A 17,790-nucleotide genomic window follows, 5' to 3' on the forward strand; every position below is an offset into this window, starting at 1 on the left:
GGTGGACCGGCTCAGTGCAGCGAACCAAGCAGTGGCCGCGCGCTCAGCTGTAGCGTCAGCGCGAGACCTTGCCGGCCTTGATGCACGAGGTGCAAGCGTTCACGCGCTTCGGCGTCCCGCCGACCACGGTACGCACACGCTGGATGTTCGGGTTCCAGCGGCGGGACGTACGGCGGTGCGAGTGCGAGATGTTGTTGCCGAAGCCCGGCCCCTTGCCGCAGACGTCGCAGTTGGCAGCCACGGGTCACTCCAAAGACTTCAGATGCACTTACGGTTGATCCCGGCATGCCGGGATCGAGATCCTAAGACATGAGATCTTGAGTGGCGTTGCCAGGGGAATGGCCCGATCGGATCGGGCAACCGGAGCAGCATACAACGACTGCGTCCGTACAAGGAAATTACCATGACAGATCAGGGCCCCGCTCCCGGCCCTCTTCCGGTGCACACGGTCCCGGGGTCTACGCTGCGTCCCACGTTCAGCCAGCTCAGGGAGGCGCAGGTGGCGCAGGTGCCGCAGACATTCCTCGATGCTCTCGCGGTGCGCACCTGGTGCGGTCTGGCGCTCCGGGCGGTGGGACGGGCCCGTGAGGAGATCGACGCGATCAACGTCTATCCGGTGGCCGACGGCGACACCGGGACGAACCTCTATCTGACCCTGGAGTCGGCGGCGACGGCCGTGGAGGCGGTGTTCGCCGGGCACGAGACCGGCTCCGAGGAACCCTCGCCCGCCGACGCGGTCCGCGCCATGGCCCACGGGGCGCTCATCGGGGCGCGGGGCAACTCCGGGACGATCCTCGCCCAGCTGCTGCGCGGGATGGCACAGGTGCTCACGGAGGGCGGTGACGCGCCTCACATCGACGGCTCCGTGCTGCGGCTGGCGCTGCGCCGGGCCGCCGACTCCGCCCGGCAGGCCGTGGCCCACCCCGTGGAGGGCACGGTGCTGACGGTCGCCTCGGCCGCCGCCGAGGCCGCGGAAGGGGCGGAGGGCGACTGCGGGGTGGTCGCGCGGGCCGCCTACGCGGGGGCGCGGGCGGCCCTGGCGGCGACTCCGGGCCAGCTGGCCGTGCTGGGGCGGGCGGGAGTGGTCGACGCCGGAGGGCGGGGGCTGGTGGCGGTGCTGGGGGCGCTGGTGGAGGCGTTCACGGGGGAGGCGGTGCGGGAGCGCGGGATGTCCGAGGGGGCGTCTGCCGGGACGCTCCCGGGCGCCGTCCTGGCGGGCGTCTCGGGAACTGCTTCCGGGGCTGCGTCCGTCGCCGTTTCCGGAGTTGCTTCCGGGGCCGCGTCCGGGGCTGCCGAAGCAGCCGGGCCGTGTGCGGAGGTGGCCCGGGCGGACGGGCCGGCGTTCGAGGTGATCTACCTGCTGGAGGCCGACGACGCCGCCGTGGCCCGGCTCCGGGAACGGCTCGACACCCTCGGGGACTCGCTGGTCGTGGTCGGCGGCGACGGGCTGTGGAACGTCCACGTGCACGTCGACGACGCCGGGGCCGCCGTGGAGGCGGGCGTGGAGGCCGGGCGGCCGTACCGGATCAGGATCACCCACTTCGGACTCGGCGACGTGCACACCGGGGGCGCACGGCCCCCGCGCGAGCGCGCCCAGCGGGCCGTCGTCGCCGTCGTACCGGGCGAGGGCCTGGCCGGGCTGTACACCGAGGCGGGCGCGACCACCGTCCTCGCGCGCCCCGGGGAGCCGCCCGCCAGCGGAGAGCTGGTGCAGGCCCTGCGGCGCGCCCACGCGCGCGAGGTCGTCCTGCTGCCCAACGACGCCGAGCTGCGCCACACGGCCGCCGCCGCGGCCGAGCAGGCCCGCGGCGAGGGCATCCGCGTCGCCCTGATCCCGACCCGCTCGGCGGTCCAGGGCATCGCCGCGCTCGCCGTGCACGAGCCGGAGCGCCGTTTCGACGAGGACGTCGTCCAGATGACCTCGGCGGCGGGCGCCACCCGGTACGCGGAGGTCGTCGTCGCCGAACGCCAGTCCTGGACGACGGCCGGCATCTGTCAGGCCGGGGACGTGCTGGGCCTGATCGACGGGGACGTGGCGGTGATCGGCGGCGACGTCACCGCCACCGCCCAGACCGTCCTGGACCGCATGCTCCAGGCCGGCGGCGAGCTGGTCACCCTCGTCGTCGGCGAGGAGGCGCCCGAGACCGTCGCCGACCGCCTGGAGGCCCGCGTGCGGGAGTCCTACCTCGCCGTGGACACGGTGGTGTACCGGGGCGGCCGGCAAGGGGCGCTGCTGCTCATCGGCGTGGAGTAGTCCTTCCCCGCGCGAACCCCCGCCGGCCCCTTCTCACTCCTGCGCCGCCTGGAGCATCTGCTTGGCCTCGGCCCGCCGGGCCCCGACGACCTCCTCCGCGTCGCCCGCGCCCGCATAGGCCGCGAGCACGCCACGCGCGCGTGCCGCCGCGTCGGCGGGCCGCCCCAGATCGGCCTCCAGCCAGCCCGCGGCGAGTTCGGCGCCGGTACGGCTGTGCAGCCCGTCCGCGCCCAGCGAGCCGAACAGCGTGGCCGCCCGGTCCATCTGGACGAGCGCGGCCTCGAAGGCGTCCTGGATCACACCGTCCTCCGCCTCCTCGGCCACCGAGCGGGCCAGCAGGTCGCCGAACTGGCGGTGGGTGGTGCCCAGTTCCGCCGTGAGCTGCTCCCGGGCCACCGGGTCCGCCGCGGCCCCGAGCGCACGCTCGCACGTGTGGACCGCGTCCACCATCAGCTCCCGCGCGCCCTCCACCCCGGACTCCGCGCGCAGCGCGAGCCAGCCGCGGGCGCGCAGCGAGCGGACCAGGAACTGCGGGTTGCCCAGCGCACGCCACAGCTCGCCCGCGCGCGCGTAGGCCTCGTCGGCCTCCTCCAGCAGACCGGCGTTGCTCAGGGACTCGGCGGCCAGGTGGGCGAGGGTGGCGTGGTCCTGCTGCTCGGGCCAGTGCCGGGCGATGTCGGCGGCCCGCAGCCGGTGTTCCGCCGCCTCCCGGTGCTCGCCCAGCTCCTGCAGGCAGTCCCCGAGCCACCAGCGCGCCTGTACGACCGCCCCGTCGCCGTGCGTCCCGGCGCTCAGCTCGGCCAGCGCCGACTCCAGCACCTCGGCCGCCTCGGCCCACCGCCCCTGCCGCAGCAGGAAGCCGCCCAGCTGCTGCCGGGCCCAAGCGCCCAGGGTGCCGCTCTCACCGGCCTCGTCGGCCCAGTGCGCGGCCTCCAGCGCGTGCTCGGCGGCCTCGACGGGCTCACCACGGCCGCCGGCGACCTGGGCGAGCTGCAGATGCAGCTGGGCCCGCCCGACGGACTCCAGGTACGGACCGCCGTGCTCCAGCGCGGCCCGCAGCGCGCGCTCGGCCTCGGCGAGGTCACCCGCCTGATGGGCCAGTGCCGCGACCCGCACCTGGTACTCCACCGCGAACCACGGCAGCCCGGCGTCCACGTACTCGGCAGCCGCCCGCCGGAACGACTCCAGGGCCCGCTCCGCGTCCCCCCGGCCCTCCGCCAGCTCGCCCAGCATGGCCCGCGCCTCCGCGACCCGGGCCGCCAGCCGCACGTCGTCCCCGACCCGCCCACCGACCAGCGCGAGCACCTCCCGCACAGCCTGCTCGGCCGCCCCCACGGCACCACCGACGCCGCTCCCGCCCGACTCGGACCCGTCCGACCCGGGCCCGCCCGACCCGGGCCCGTCGGGGACCGGCCAGTCCGGCCCCGGCCCGTCGGGCACAGCGCCGTCGCGGCCCGGCCCGTCCGGCACCGCGCCCTCGCCCGCCCGCTCGTCGAGCACCGCGCCCTCGCACCCCGGCCCGTCCACGACCTCGCCGGGTCCGGGCCCGTCCGGCACCGCGCCCTCGCGCCCCGGCCCGCCCGGCACGACCTCGGCGAGGCCGGGCCCGGCCACCCCGGCACCACCGACGCCGGGCCCGTCCGGCATGGACTCGTCCGACTCGGGCCCGTCCGGCATGGACTCGTCCGACTCGGGTCCGTCCGACTCGGGTCCGTCCAACTCGGGTCCGTCCGGGACCGGCCAGTCCGGCCCCGGCCCGTCGGGCACCGCGCCCTCGCACGCCCGCCCGTCCGGCACGACCTCGGCGGGCCCCGGCCCGTCCGGCACAGCGCCCTCGCGCCCCGGCCCGTCCGGCACGACCTCCACGGGCCCCGGCCCGTCCGGCACCGCCCCCGCACCCGGCGGCCCCCCGTGCAGGCGGTGCATCAGGATGCGGGCCCGGCTCATCAGGACCGAGGCCGTCTGCCGTACGCCGGTGGCCTCCTCGGCGTACAGGGCGAGCACCTCGTCGTAGAACGCGGTCACCGCCCCCACCGCCGGGGCCGTCTCGCCCCGCAGCGCGCGGACGTACGCCCCGCGCGCGCGGGCCGCCAGCGCCTCGCCGGGGTCGCCCGCCTCCGCGTACAGCTCGGCCGCTGCGTCGAACAGCTCCACGCCCTCGGGGCCGCGGGCCATCGCCTCGTGCTCGGTGATCTCCGCGCGGGCGCGCGGGTCCAGCTCGACGCCCCGCGCGGCCCGCGCGACCGCCGCCCATGCCTCCAGCGCGTGGGGCTGCAGGGTGTCCGACAGCCGCCGTGCCTCCGCGAGCAGCGACGGCAGGTCCGGCTCGGCCGCGCGTACCGGGGGCGCCGCCGCGGGGGCCGCCGCGGGCGCCGGTGCCGCGACGGAGCGGGTCGTGCGGACGCCCAGCGGGAGCCGGTCCACCAGGGGGCGCTGCGCCATCCGCGCGCGTACCCGTTCGCCCACGTGCGCGGTGCCGTTGCGCAGGTCGAATTGGCCGGCCAGCTCCAGCGCCTCCACGCGCGCGTGCGCGGCGAGTTCCCGCGCCGTCCAGGTTCGCCCGGCCGGCCCCGGCACCTGCCGCTCGCCGAACCCCAGCTCGGCCAGCCGGTCCGTGAGCAGCGTCACCACGGCCATGAACTCCAGCCGGCTGCGCGGATGCCCGGTGTCCGTGAAGTACGCCGGCCGCTGCGCGAGCAGCTCCAGCCCGCGCGCCTCGTTCCCGGTCAGCGCGCAGAACTCCACGTGGTCCGCGTACGCGCTCCGCATGCTCTCCATGGGGCGCACCAGCCGGAAGCCCCGCAGATGGTGCGCCCGGGCCTCCTCCACCCGCCCGAGACGCAGCAGCGGGACCAGCGAGGAGGCGAGGACGGTGTGCGGTTCGTGCGCGCAGGTGTACTCGCCCTCCAGCACCGGCCCCCACAGCCGCAGCGCCTCCGCGTCCCGGCCGCGCTCCGCCTGCCAGACGCCCTGCCCGTGCAGCTCGCAGGCGTGGCAGTCGGCCATCCGGTCCCGGTCCGCGGCCAGCCACGCCCCGTACGCCCGCTCGGCCCGCGCCAGGTCCCCGACGTGCGTGGCCACGCTGAACTCGGCGCTGCGCACGGCCCGTTCGGAGTACCCGGCGAGCCGGTACCGGTGCTCCATCTCGCCGAGCCACTTCTCGACCGAGGCCAGCGGGACGTGCGGCTGGTCCAGCATCCCCGCCGACATCCACTTGAAGACCCAGTGCAGCGAGTGCGCCTCGTACTCGTCGAAGTCCCCGGGCCGCTCGTCCCACAGGCGCAGCAGCCGCGCGAACGGGACGAACATCTTGTCCTTCTCGGAGCTGTAGTTGTAGACCTTCAGCTGGTGTCCGAGCGCCTCGATCACGGCGAGCGGAATGTTCAGCCGCTCCGCCTCGGCGAGCAGCTGCTCCGCGCGGGCGTTGCGGGCCGGGCCCTCCGGCTGCTCGCCGTTCTCCGCCATCGCCCGGCGCAGACCGTCGAAGTCCGTGATCTCGCTCATCGCCCGTCGCCCTCTCCGTGGGTCGCCCACTCCAGCAGGCCGATGAAGGCACGGTTGAGCAGCGCCGAGTCGGCCGACCGCAGCGGGCGCCGCGCCATCAGCAGCGCCTGCCCGTACAGCGACTCGGTCGCGGTGCCGATCAGCTCCGGATCACGCAGCGAACCGATGCGCCGTACCAGCGGACTGAGATGGTTGAGCACCAGCCGCGCGCGCGGGGCGCTGCCGCGCAGCGAGCCCAGGATGCCCGCCCACAGATCGTCGGCCCGCTCCTCGGCCGCCGCCCGCGCCTGCTCGTGCCGCGCCCCCCGGTCGTCCAGGTGCAGCGCCGGCACGGACAGGGGGTGGAAGGCCCGCAGGACGACGTCACAGCCCAGCGGGTCCAGCTTCGCCCGCGCGGCCGCCAGGAAGCCCGACAGCGCCAGCTCCTCGCCCGGATCCACCGCGTCCAGGTGCGCCGTCACGGTGTCCGCGTCCAGCTCGGCGACCACCGTCCCGGGCCGCACGGACGGCAGCGCCTCGACCAGCTCGCTGTCGTACGTGTAGCCGCCGTTGATCACGCCCACGCCCTGCGCGGAGGCGATCGGCGCGACCTGCCGGTACTCCTCGACGGTCCGCGTGAAGTGCACCACCGGGTGCCGCTGCGCGAACTCCTCCAGGGACAGCTGTCCGTCGGTCGTCTCGAACGGCAGCCACGGCAGCATCGTGCGCAGCATCTCGCCGTCGTGCCGGGCCAGGGACTTCACACCCAGGTGGTGCACGGCGAGGAAGGCCGCCAGCCGCTCCGGATCGCCGGCGGCCAGCCCGGTCAGCCAGGACCGGATCTGTGTCCCGAGCGCCTCCCGCACGGCCGCCAGGGTCTCGTCCTCGTACAGCGACTCGCGCGAGGCCGTGGGCCGCAGACTGTCGGTGTCCAGCACGCAGCGCACGAAGAACGCCCAGTCCGGCAGCAGCTGTTCGGCCCGCTCGGTGAGCAGCATGCCCTTCAGGTGCACCCGGTGCGTGGCCCGCTGGGCGGGGCTGACCGCCGACGGCAGCACGTACGCCACCCCGCGGATCCCGGCCAGCGGCACGTCCAGGTCGATCGAGTCCAGCGGTGTGAACCCGAACAGCTCGCGGCAGTGCCGGGCCAGCGCCACCCGCCGCCCGGCGGGGGACGGATACGGCCGGTCCCAGGGCGCCGGCAGATCGGTGATCCGCTCCTCGCCCACCCGGACGTCGTACGGCAGCAGCGCACCGAAGTCGCGGGCCAGGGCGGAGACCCGCTCGGGCGCCAGCCACTCGGCCGCACCCGCCCGCGCGGCCAGGTACACGGTCGTACCCGGCTCGGTCCGTTCCGCGTCCGGCAGGGTGCGCACGGTGTACGACCCGTCGTCGCACGCCGTCCACTCCACCGGCGGGGCGTCCGGCGTACGGGCGCTGCGGCTGACCACCCGGATCCGCTCGGCGACCACGAAGCAGGCGAGCAGGCCGATGCCGAACTGGCCGAGGAAGTCGGACCGGGCCTCCTGCAGGCCCTCGGCCCGCTTGGAGCTGCGCCCGATCGTCGCCAGCAGACTGTGCACGTCCGCCTCGGTGAGCCCGACGCCGCTGTCCTCCACCCGCAGCCCGCCGTCCGCCGCGTACAGCCGGACCAGCGCCGGGGCATCCGGCTCCGCCGCCCGCCGGGCGGTGATGGCGTCCACGGCGTTCTGCAGCAGCTCGCGCAGATAGACCTTGGGACTGGAGTAGAGGTGATGGGAGAGCAGGTCCACCAGACCGCGCAGGTCGACCTGGAACGTATGGGGTGTGTGAGGTGACCGGGATGCCTGGGATGACTGTGAGGTCTGCGAGTCCATCGTCACTGCGCCGGAGGGGGGAGAGGGGGCGGCGCGGGGTCGGGCGGTCCCGGAAGGGGCGGTGACCGCGGGGGATGGCCGGAGCGCGTCATCCTAGAGCGGAACAGACCACCTGACCAGGGGCTTCCCGAATCTCTCCGACATCGCGGGACGAACCCGCAGGACAGCGTGTACGTCATTGTCGGTGGCGTGGTGTGCAATGGATCTCGTGCCCGCACTGGAAGAACCACTGAAGAAGGTGCTCGGCCCCGCCACCGCGAAGGTGATGGCCGAGCACCTCGGCCTGCACACCGTCGGCGACCTCCTGCACCACTACCCACGCAGGTACGAGGAGCGCGGCCAGCTCACCCACCTCGCCGACCTCCCCATGGACGAACACGTCACGGTGGTCGCCCAGGTCGCCGACGCCCGCCTGCACACCTTCGCCTCGGCCAAGGCCCCCCGCGGCAAGGGGCAGCGCCTGGAGGTGACCATCACGGACGGCAGCGGCCGGCTCCAACTGGTCTTCTTCGGCAGCGGCGTGCACAAACCCCACAAGGAACTGCTCCCGGGCACCCGCGCGATGTTCGCCGGCAAGGTCTCCGTCTTCAACCGCCGGCTGCAACTGGCCCATCCTGCGTACGAGTTGCTCCGAGGCGACAGTGACGAGACCGTCGAGACCTGGGCCGGCGCCCTGATCCCGCTCTACCCCGCCACCGCCAAACTGGAGTCCTGGAAGATCGGCAAGGCCGTCCAGACGGTCCTGCCCAGCGCCCAGGAGGCCCTCGACCCCCTCCCGGACTCCCTCCGCGCGGGCCGCGGCCTGCTCCCGCTCCCCGAGGCCCTGCTCAAGATCCACCGCCCGCACACCAAGGCCGACATCGGCGACGCCCGCGCCCGCCTGAAGTGGGACGAGGCCTTCGTCCTCCAGGTCGCCCTGGCCCGCCGCCGGTACGCCGACACCCAGCTCCCCGCCGTCCCCCGCACCCCGAAGCCGGACGGCATCCTCACGTCCTTCGACGACCGCCTGCCCTTCACCCTCACCGAGGGCCAGCAGAAGGTCTCCCGCGAGATCTTCGGCGACCTGGCCACCGACCACCCGATGCACCGGCTGCTGCAGGGAGAGGTGGGTTCGGGCAAGACGCTGGTCGCCCTGCGCGCCATGCTCGCCGTCGTCGACGCGGGCGGGCAGGCGGCCATGCTCGCGCCCACCGAGGTCCTCGCCCAGCAGCACCACCGCTCGGTCACCGAGATGATGGGCGAGCTGGCCGAGGGCGGCATGCTGGGCGGCGCCGAGCACGCCACCAAGGTGGTCCTGGTCACCGGCTCCATGGGCGCCGCGGCCCGCCGCCACGCCCTGCTGGACCTGGCCACCGGCGAGGCCGGCATCGTCATCGGCACCCACGCCCTGATCGAGGACAAGGTCCAGTTCCACGACCTCGGACTGGTCGTCGTCGACGAACAGCACCGCTTCGGCGTCGAGCAGCGCGACGCCCTGCGCGGCAAGGGAAAACAGCCCCCGCACCTCCTCGTCATGACGGCCACCCCCATCCCGCGCACGGTCGCCATGACGGTATTCGGCGACCTGGAGACCTCGGTCCTCGACCAGCTCCCGGCCGGCCGCTCCCCGATCGCCACCCACGTGGTCCCGGCCGCCGACAAGCCCCACTTCCTCGCCCGCGCCTGGGAGCGGGTGCGCGAGGAGGTGGTGAACGGCCACCAGGCGTACGTGGTCTGCCCCCGCATCGGCGACGACATCGACGAGGCGGCCGACCCGAAGAAGGCGGCCGGGAAGAAGTCCCCGGAGGACGAGGCAGAGAAGCGCCCGCCGCTCGCCGTCCTCGACGTGGCCGGCCAGCTCGGCCGGGGTCCCCTCCAGGGCCTGCGGGTCGAGGTCCTCCACGGCCGCATGCACCCGGACGACAAGGACGCCGTGATGCGCCGCTTCGCGGCCGGCGAGACGGACGTCCTGGTCGCCACGACGGTCATCGAAGTCGGCGTCAACGTCCCCAACGCCACGGCCATGGTCATCATGGACGCCGACCGCTTCGGCGTCTCCCAGCTCCACCAGCTGCGCGGCCGCGTCGGCCGGGGCTCGGCCCCCGGCCTGTGCCTCCTGGTCAGCGAGATGCCCGAGGCCAGCGCCGCCCGCCAGCGGCTGAACGCCGTCGCCTCCACCCTCGACGGCTTCGAGCTCTCCCGCATCGACCTCGAACAGCGCCGTGAGGGCGACGTCCTCGGCCAGGCCCAGTCCGGCGCCCGCTCCTCCCTGCGGGTCCTCGCGGTCATCGAGGACGAGGAGGTCATCGCGGAGGCGAGGGAGGAGGCGGCGGCGCTGGTGGCCGCCGATCCCGAGCTGGAGCACCTGCCGGGGCTGCGTACGGCCCTGGACGCCCTTGTGGACGAGGAGAGGGAGCAGTACCTGGAGAAGGGATGAGGTGTGCGCCACCGAAGGGGCGCGACAATGAACCGTAACGTCGTCCACTGAGAAGGACCCCACATGACCCGCGTGATCGCCGGCCGGGCCGGCGGACGGCGCCTCTCAGTGCCCCCCGGCACCGGCACCCGGCCCACCTCCGACCGCGCCCGTGAAGGTCTCTTCTCGACCTGGCAGTCACTGTTGGGCGGCCCGCTGGACGGCGAACGGGTCCTCGACCTCTACGCCGGCTCGGGCGCCGTGGGCCTGGAGGCCCTCTCCCGGGGCGCGAGCCACACGCTCCTCGTCGAGGCCGACGCCCGTGCGGCGAGGATCGTCCGCGAGAACGTGAAGAACCTGGGCCTGCCGGGCGCCGAGGTCAGAGCGGGCAAAGCGGAACAGATCATCAAGGCACCGGCCCCGGAAGAGCCGTACGACCTGGTCTTCCTCGACCCCCCGTACGCCGTCACGGACGACGATCTTCGCGAGATCCTGCTCACACTCCACTCGGAAGACTGGCTCGCTGAGCAAGCGCTCGTCACCGTGGAGCGCAGCACCAGAGGCGGCGAATTCCACTGGCCGGACGGCTTCGAGGCGATCCGGTCGCGTCGCTACGGCGAGGGAACGTTTTGGTACGGTCGCGCCGCCTCTACGTGCGAAGACGCACGATGACCGGACCGGAGAGCGAGGGATCACAAGTGCGCCGCGCCGTCTGTCCCGGGTCGTTCGACCCGATCACCAACGGACACCTCGACATCATCGCCCGCGCCTCCCGTCTGTACGACGAGGTGTACGTCGCGGTGATGATCAACCAGTCCAAGAAGGGCCTGTTCGAGATCGAGGAGCGGATCGAGCTGATCCGCGAGGTCACCTCCGAGTACGCGAACGTCCGCGTCGAGGCCTTCCACGGCCTCCTCGTCGACTTCTGCAAACAGCGCGACATCCCCGCCATCGTCAAGGGCCTGCGCGCCGTCAGCGACTTCGACTACGAGCTGCAGATGGCCCAGATGAACATCGGCCTCACCGGCGTCGAGACGCTGTTCGTGCCCACCAACCCCACGTACAGCTTCCTGTCCTCCTCCCTGGTCAAGGAGGTCGCGGCCTGGGGCGGAGACGTCTCCCACCTGGTGCCCTCCCAGGTCCTCCAGGCACTGAACAAGCGTCTGCGCAAGGACTGATGGGGCTACAGTCGTCCCGTCCGTCTCCAACCCGGCTGTAGAGAGTGGCGAGCACAGGTGGACGTGCAGAAGAAGCTCGACGAGATCGTCTCCACGGTCTCCGGCGCCCGGTCCATGCCCATGTCGGCGTCCTGCGTGGTCAACCGCGCCGAGTTGCTCGCGCTGCTCGAAGAGGTGCGCCAGGCGCTGCCCGGCTCCCTCGCACAGGCGCAGGAGCTGATCGGCGACCGTGAGCAGATGGTCGAGCAGGCCCGCATGGAGGCCGACCGGATCATCGAGAACGCGCACGCCGAACGCGGCTCCCTGGTCTCCGGCACCGAGATCGCCCGCCGCTCCCAGGCCGAGAGCGACCGGATCCTCGCCGAGGCCCGCAAGGAGGCCGAGGAGATCCGCGCCGAGGCCGACGACTACGTCGACTCCAAGCTCGCCAACTTCGAGGTCGTCCTCACCAAGACCCTCGGCTCGGTCGGCCGTGGCCGCGAGAAGCTGCTCGGCACCGGGCCCGGCCTGGACGAGAACGGCTACGAGGACGAGGACGCCCCCGAGCGCAGCCACGACCCGGAGACCCTGCGCCACAACGCCGACCAGTACGTCGACGTCAAGCTCGGCGCCTTCGAGGCGGTCCTCGCCAAGACCCTGGAGGCCGTCGGCCGCGGCCGGCAGAAGCTGCACGGCCGGATCGCCACGGACGACCTCGGCGCCCTCGCCGACGACTCCACGACCTTCCAGCACTCCAGCGACGCCGACTACCTCGCCGACCTCGCGGCCCTCGCCGAGCAGGACACCCCGGCCGAGCGCCCGGACCGGCCGCAGCAGCAGCCGCAGCAGCAGCCGCAGCCGCCGCAGCCGTCGTACGAGCCGCAGCCGGCCTACTCCTACGACCAGCAGCAGCCGGACCCCTACGGCGGTTTCCCGCAGCAGCCCGCCTACGGCCAGCAGGACCCGTACGGCTACCAGCAAGCCGACCCGTACGCCTACCAGGGCTCCTACGACCCCCAGCAGGCCGCCTACGACCCGCAGCAGGCCCAGCAGGCGCAGCAGGCCCAGCAGCACCAGCAGCAGCAGGGCTACGCCCTCGACGAGACCAGCCTCTTCGACACGAGCATGATCAGCGCGGAGCAGCTGAGGGCCTACGAGCAGGGCCGCGGTCTGCAGTGACGCCCGGATTGGGCCCTGAGCGAAAGGTCCAGTATCCTGGCTGTTCGGTCGCGTGTACGTCCGCGATCACCGCTGCCCGCAGCATCTACGGGCGGCGGCCCTCCGAGTTCGAAGATCGAAAGCAGGAATGGCCTCCAACGCCCGCCTCGACCACCGCAACCCCCTCGTGTTCGACACGCACGAGCTGGGTCGGCGTCCTGGCGCGCTGCAGCGCCTGACCCGCACGATCGACGCTCCCGCCGATCTCGGCATCCAGGGGGTCGTCGGAGTGCCGCAAGGCGCCCCGGTGGAGCTCGAACTCCGGCTCGAGTCGGTCATGGAAGGGGTGCTCGTCACAGGCACCGCCCGTGCACAGGCCGAGGGGGAGTGCGTAAGGTGTCTGGAGCCGCTCGGGCTGGAGCTCGAAGCGGACTTCCAGGAACTGTTCACGTACCCTGACGCCGACGACCGGGGCCGTGTGATCGCGGAACCGGGCGACGACGCCGAGGACGACGAGGACAGGTTCTTCCTCGAGGACGGACTTTTCGACCTCGAACCTCTGCTGCGCGATGCGGTGGTGCTCGCACTGCCGATGCAGCCGGTGTGCCAGGAAGGCTGTCCGGGCCTGTGCTCCGAGTGCGGAGCGCGGCTCGCGGACGACCCGGACCACCACCACGACGCCGTCGACATCCGTTGGGCGGCATTGCAGGGACTCGCCGGTTCACTCGAAGACGGCGAGAAGGACGAGATGAGCGGCGGCGCGCCTCAGTCAGCACGCGCCGACGAGAAGCAGGAGAAGTAGCCGTGGCTGTTCCGAAGCGGAAGATGTCGCGCAGCAACACGCGCCACCGCCGGTCGCAGTGGAAGGCTGCGGTCCCCACCCTGGTTGCGTGCGAGCGCTGCCACGAGCCCAAGCAGCAGCACATCGCGTGCCCGTCTTGCGGCACCTACAACAAGCGCCAGGTCCTCGAAGTCTGAGCGGGCTGGTGAGAGGCACTGTGTCCAGTCCCAAGAAGGCGGCGGAAAACCAGGCCTCGTCCCACACGCTTCTGGAAGGGCGGCTCGGCTACCAGGTCGAGTCCGCCCTTCTGGTGCGCGCGCTGACCCACCGTTCCTACGCGTACGAGAACGGCGGTCTGCCGACGAACGAGCGGCTGGAGTTCCTCGGTGACTCCGTCCTCGGTCTCGTCGTCACGGACACGCTGTACCGCACCCACCCCGACCTGCCCGAAGGCCAGCTGGCCAAGCTGCGGGCCGCGGTGGTCAACTCGCGTGCGCTGGCGGAGGTCGGGCGCGGCCTCGACCTGGGCGCCTTCATCCGGCTCGGCCGGGGTGAAGAGGGCACAGGCGGCCGGGACAAGGCATCCATTCTTGCCGACACCCTCGAAGCGGTGATCGGCGCGGTCTATCTCGACCAGGGCCTCGACGCGGCGTCCGAGCTGGTGCACCGGCTCTTCGACCCGCTGATCGAGAAGTCCTCCAACCTCGGAGCCGGCCTGGACTGGAAGACGTCCCTCCAGGAGCTGACCGCGATCGAGGGGCTCGGCGTGCCCGAGTACCTGGTCACGGAGACCGGCCCCGATCACGAGAAGACCTTCACTGCTGCCGCCCGCGTCGGAGGCGTCTCGTACGGCACCGGCACCGGCCGCAGCAAGAAGGAGGCGGAGCAGCAGGCCGCCGAGTCCGCCTGGCGGTCCATCCGGGCCGCGGCGGACGAGCGAGCCAAGGCAGCCAAGGCAGCTGAGGTAGCTGAGGCGGCTGAGGCGGCCAAGGCCGCCGAGAGCGCCGACGAGGCGTCGGCCTCCGCCTGACGACAAGCAGTACCGAGCGCCCGCCCCGCCGTTCACGCCGGGGCGGGCGCTCGGCTCATCCACGCTCCGTACGGGGGGTACCGATGCCCGAGTTGCCCGAGGTCGAGGTCGTACGGCGGGGCCTCGCGCGCTGGGTCGCGCACCGCACCGTCGCCGAAACCGAGGTGCTGCACCCGCGCGCCGTACGCCGGCACCTGGCCGGCCCCGACGACTTCGCGCACCGGCTCAAGGGCCACCACATCGGCGTCCCCAGCCGGCGCGGCAAGTACCTGTGGCTGCCGCTGGAGGAGACCAACCAGTCCGTCCTGGCCCACCTCGGCATGAGCGGCCAGCTGCTGGTGCAGCCGCACGAGGCGCCGGACGAGAAGCATCTGCGCATCCGGGTCCGGTTCGCCGACTCGCTCGGCACCGAACTGCGCTTCGTCGACCAACGCACCTTCGGCGGCCTGTCGTTGCACGACAACACCCCCGAGGGCCTGCCCGACGTCATCGCGCACATCGCCCGCGACCCTCTCGATCCGCTGTTCGACGACGAGGCCTTCCACCTGGCGCTGCGCCGCAAACGGACCACCATCAAGCGGGCCCTGCTCGACCAGTCGCTGATCAGCGGGGTCGGCAACATCTACGCGGACGAGGCGCTCTGGCGTTCCCGCATCCACTACGAGCGCCCGACCGCGAACTTCACCCGCCCGGTCACCACCGCGCTCCTCGGCCACGTCCGGGACGTGATGAACGCGGCCCTGGCCGTCGGCGGCACCAGCTTCGACAGCCTGTACGTCAACGTCAACGGCGAGTCGGGCTACTTCGACCGCTCCCTGGACGCGTACGGGCGCGAAGGCCTGCCCTGCAAGCGGTGCGGCACCCCCATGCGCCGCCGCGCCTGGATGAACCGCTCCAGTTACTTCTGCCCGAAGTGTCAGAGGCCGCCGCGCGTCTCGTCGTAACGCGCGCGGGCCGCCAGGACGTCGTCCATGGCGCCCTCCACGCAGTGGATGAGCGCCAGCAGCCGCCCCGCGACCTGCCGGCCCAGGGGGGTGAGTTCGTAGTCCACCCGGGGCGGGTTGGTCGGCTGGGCATCGCGGTGCACCAGGCCGTCGCGTTCCAGTGCGTGCAGCGTCTGGGACAGCATCTTCTCGCTCACCCCGTCGACACGGCGGCGCAGCTCGTTGAAGCGCAGCGAGCCCTCGTACAGCGCGCCGAGCGTCAGTCCGCCCCAGCGGCCGGTGACGTGCTCCAGCGTTCCGCGCGACGGGCAGGCCTTGGCGAAGACGTCGTAGGCGAGGTCGTCCTGGTCCGGAGTGGTGGCGGTCATACGGGCAAGGGTACGCGCGTGCAGCGCTAACCACTAGCTTGCACTAACTTGTAGATAGTGCTTTCCTGTGGTTAGTTCATTCGAGCTGCCCAAGCCCTGCCAGCCGCCCCTTTCGAGGAGTCCTCATGACCAGCCCTGTCATCTCCATCGCCTACCACTCCGGTTTCGGTCACACCGCCGTACTCGCCGAGGCCGTCCGGGCCGGTGCCGCCGACGCAGGTGCCGAGGCGCACCTGATCAAGGTCGACGGGATCACCGAGGAGGAGTGGGCGGTGCTGGACCGTTCCGACGCGATCGTCTTCGGCTCGCCCACCTACATGGGCACCGCCTCCGGAGCCTTCCACGTCTTCGCCGAGGCGACGTCCAAGCGCTGGTTCGGCCAGGACTGGAAGGACAAGCTGGCCGCCGGCTTCACCAACTCGGCGTCCAAGAGCGGCGACAAGCTGCACACCCTGCAGTTCTTCCAGACGCTCGCCGCCCAGCACGGCATGACCTGGGTCAACCTCGGCCTGCACCCGGGCTGGAACAGCAGCACCGCATCGGAGAACGACCTGAACCGCCTCGGCTTCTTCTCCGGCGCCGCGGCCCAGAGCAACAACGACGAGGGCCCGGAGGCCGTCCACAAGGCCGACCTCGCCACCGCCGAGCACCTCGGCCGCCGGGTGGCCGAGACGGCGACGGTGTTCGCCCGGGGGCGCGTCGCCGCCTGAGCAGCGCGGGTCCGCCTCTTCGTCCCGCGGCCCGGCTGTGGCCGGGCTGTCCGCTGAGCGCTTCCACGAGAGCCACGAGAGCCACGAACACGCCCACTCCGAGAACAGTCCATGTCGCCCCCTGTCGCTTGCACCGCCGCACGGGGGATCTCACAAGGCCGGGCCCGGCGGGTTCTCAGTAACCGAAGTCCTGCGTCCACCAAGGGCCGCCCGGGCCGAAGTGGACGCCGACACCGAGGGTCCTGAAGTCGCAGTTCAGGATGTTGGCGCGGTGGCCGGGGCTGTTCATCCAGGCCTGCACCACGGCCGCCGCGTCGGCCTGCCCGCGGGCTATGTTCTCGCCGCCGAGCTCGGTGACACCGGCCGCCGCCGCCCGGTCCCAGGGCGTCCTGCCGTTCGGGTCGGTGTGGTCGAAGAAGTCCCGGGCCGCCATGTCGTCGCTGAAGGACTCGGCCAGCCTGGTCAGCGAGGAGTTCGCCGTCAGGGGGCTGCAGCCCACCTTCGCCCGCTCCTCGTTGACGAGCTTCAGCACCTGCGCCTCGGCGGCGGCCTGCGCCGACACCGTCACCGGTGCGGAGCTGGGCGTCGGCGCCTTGGTCGCCCTGTGCGACGGAGTGCCCTTCGGCGTGGACGGCGTGGCCCTGGGGGCCGCGGGGGCCGCGGGGGCGGGGTTCCGCGTGGCCGTCCTGACCGGGGTCGCCCTGGTGGCCTGCGGCTTCGGCGAGCCCGGCTTCGAGGGAGAGGAAGCCGAGGGAGAAGAGGAGGGGGCGTTCGAGGGGGAGGCGGAGGCGGAGGTTGAGGCGGAGGGCGAGGCGGAGGGCGACGGGGTCGGGGGCGTCACGTGCCCGGTGCTCCCGCCGGCCGGGGCGGTGCTGCCCGTGCCGCTGCCGGCGCTGCCCGAGGTGCCGCCCTGCGCGGTGGCCGTGTTGGTGGGGGAGCCCGCCGCCTGTATTCGGTCGCCGCCCGTGGTGTGCGAGGCACCGCCGAGCTTGTAGTGCTGCAGGCCGGGCACCACGCCCGTGGCCACGGCGGCCGTACCGAGGGCGACGGCGGCCGACATCCCGAGCAGGCCCGTCCGCACCGGCCGCGCGGTCTTCTTCCGGCGCCGGCCGCCCTGGCCGGAACCGTCCGCCGGGCCGCCGTCCGGGATGAAGCCGCCGCCCATGTAACCGTCCCCGCCCGGAGTCCGGCCGTCCTCCGCCTCGAACAAGTACGCGTGTGCCCTCGCGGTCGCGTCGGCGTAGGCCTCGGGGTTCAGATACGGCGCGATGCCCCGGGGCGCCTGCCTGCCCGTGTGCGAGCCGCCTGACTGCGAACCGCCTGCGTACGCGTCCTGGTGGCCCTCACCACCGACGGCCCCGGTGACTCCTGCGGTCCCTGCGGTCCCTGCGGCTCCGGAAGCGGAGTGGTGCGCGTGCGTGCCCCCCGGGGCGTGGCCCGTGGCGGCGCGGCCGGCGGCGGAACGTCGGTGGCGGCCCATGTCCGTGCCCTCTTCCTCGTCCTCGCGGTCGACCCGGTGCCCGTGCGCTGTGCGTGACTCCCTCTGGCCAACCCCGCTCACTCGATCGAGTGAGTTTCATATGAGATTTATTGGGTCGGGACGGTACCCCATGCCGCTGAGGGGCGGCGTGTGCCGAGCGACATCGGCCGGTTA

15 protein-coding genes are annotated in these 17,790 nt (G+C 73.0%); 10 read left to right on the top strand and 5 right to left on the bottom strand.

Annotation, left to right across the window (positions count from 1 at the left end; translation table 11 throughout):
• Positions 1 to 55 precede the first annotated feature (55 nt).
• Positions 56 to 241, bottom strand: coding sequence for a 50S ribosomal protein L28 (gene rpmB / locus AB0N17_RS16635; protein ID WP_003993230.1), 186 nt, complete (start codon positions 239 to 241; stop codon positions 56 to 58).
• 258 nt (positions 242 to 499) lie between these two features.
• On the opposite strand from rpmB, the gene AB0N17_RS16640 reads away from it, so the two are divergent.
• Entirely contained in the window at positions 500 to 2,254 is a 1,755-nt protein-coding gene (locus tag AB0N17_RS16640) for a DAK2 domain-containing protein (protein ID WP_366012121.1), read from the top strand.
• A 33-nt stretch (positions 2,255 to 2,287) separates the two neighbouring features.
• On the opposite strand, the gene AB0N17_RS16645 is transcribed toward AB0N17_RS16640, so the two are convergent.
• Together AB0N17_RS16645 and AB0N17_RS16650 are read right to left on the bottom strand one after the other, a co-directional pair.
• Positions 2,288 to 5,758, bottom strand: coding sequence for a tetratricopeptide repeat protein (locus tag AB0N17_RS16645; RefSeq protein WP_366012024.1), 3,471 nt, complete (start codon positions 5,756 to 5,758; stop codon positions 2,288 to 2,290).
• On the bottom strand, positions 5,755 to 7,593 hold the full coding sequence (locus tag AB0N17_RS16650) for an HSP90 family protein (RefSeq protein WP_366012025.1): 1,839 nt from the start codon (positions 7,591 to 7,593) through the stop codon (positions 5,755 to 5,757). Before AB0N17_RS16650 ends, AB0N17_RS16645 begins: the two co-directional genes overlap by 4 nt.
• Before the next feature lie 199 nt (positions 7,594 to 7,792).
• Between AB0N17_RS16650 and recG the strand changes: the two genes are divergently transcribed.
• From recG to mutM, 8 genes are all read left to right on the top strand, one after another.
• Complete coding sequence (gene recG, locus AB0N17_RS16655; RefSeq protein ID WP_366012026.1) at positions 7,793 to 10,009, top strand: ATP-dependent DNA helicase RecG; 2,217 nt, start codon at positions 7,793 to 7,795, stop codon at positions 10,007 to 10,009.
• Positions 10,010 to 10,072: 63 nt separating this feature from the next.
• A complete protein-coding gene (gene rsmD, locus AB0N17_RS16660) occupies positions 10,073 to 10,660 on the top strand; it encodes a 16S rRNA (guanine(966)-N(2))-methyltransferase RsmD (protein ID WP_366012027.1) in 588 nt (195 codons plus the stop codon).
• A gap of 26 nt (positions 10,661 to 10,686) precedes the next feature.
• The gene (gene coaD / locus AB0N17_RS16665) at positions 10,687 to 11,166 is read left to right on the top strand and encodes a pantetheine-phosphate adenylyltransferase (protein WP_366012122.1); all 480 of its coding nucleotides are present in this window, start codon (positions 10,687 to 10,689) and stop codon (positions 11,164 to 11,166) included.
• A 57-nt stretch (positions 11,167 to 11,223) separates the two neighbouring features.
• Positions 11,224 to 12,324 (top strand): ATP synthase F0 subunit B, encoded by a 1,101-nt coding sequence (locus AB0N17_RS16670; protein ID WP_366012028.1) that lies wholly within the window; start codon positions 11,224 to 11,226, stop codon positions 12,322 to 12,324.
• A 127-nt stretch (positions 12,325 to 12,451) separates the two neighbouring features.
• Positions 12,452 to 13,105 (top strand): YceD family protein, encoded by a 654-nt coding sequence (locus tag AB0N17_RS16675; RefSeq protein WP_366012029.1) that lies wholly within the window; start codon positions 12,452 to 12,454, stop codon positions 13,103 to 13,105.
• Positions 13,106 to 13,107: 2 nt separating this feature from the next.
• Complete coding sequence (gene rpmF / locus AB0N17_RS16680; protein WP_003951102.1) at positions 13,108 to 13,281, top strand: 50S ribosomal protein L32; 174 nt, start codon at positions 13,108 to 13,110, stop codon at positions 13,279 to 13,281.
• A gap of 20 nt (positions 13,282 to 13,301) precedes the next feature.
• The gene (gene rnc, locus AB0N17_RS16685) at positions 13,302 to 14,114 is read left to right on the top strand and encodes a ribonuclease III (RefSeq protein ID WP_366012030.1); all 813 of its coding nucleotides are present in this window, start codon (positions 13,302 to 13,304) and stop codon (positions 14,112 to 14,114) included.
• Between the two features lie 83 nt (positions 14,115 to 14,197).
• Entirely contained in the window at positions 14,198 to 15,058 is an 861-nt protein-coding gene (gene mutM, locus AB0N17_RS16690; RefSeq protein ID WP_366012031.1) for a bifunctional DNA-formamidopyrimidine glycosylase/DNA-(apurinic or apyrimidinic site) lyase, read from the top strand.
• Here the strand turns inward: mutM and AB0N17_RS16695 are convergent.
• Positions 15,031 to 15,426, bottom strand: a complete 396-nt coding sequence (locus AB0N17_RS16695) for a helix-turn-helix domain-containing protein (RefSeq protein WP_366012032.1) — start codon at positions 15,424 to 15,426, stop codon at positions 15,031 to 15,033. The genes mutM and AB0N17_RS16695 overlap by 28 nt on opposite strands.
• A gap of 125 nt (positions 15,427 to 15,551) precedes the next feature.
• Between AB0N17_RS16695 and AB0N17_RS16700 the strand changes: the two genes are divergently transcribed.
• Positions 15,552 to 16,136, top strand: a complete 585-nt coding sequence (locus tag AB0N17_RS16700; protein ID WP_366012033.1) for a flavodoxin family protein — start codon at positions 15,552 to 15,554, stop codon at positions 16,134 to 16,136.
• 175 nt (positions 16,137 to 16,311) lie between these two features.
• Here AB0N17_RS16700 and AB0N17_RS16705 read toward each other — a convergent pair whose 3' ends face one another.
• A complete protein-coding gene (locus AB0N17_RS16705; RefSeq protein ID WP_366012034.1) occupies positions 16,312 to 17,616 on the bottom strand; it encodes a CAP domain-containing protein in 1,305 nt (434 codons plus the stop codon).
• Positions 17,617 to 17,790: the final 174 nt, after the last annotated feature.

This window comes from Streptomyces sp. NPDC051133 (genome assembly GCF_040682635.1).
Lineage (GTDB): Bacteria > Actinomycetota > Actinomycetes > Streptomycetales > Streptomycetaceae > Streptomyces.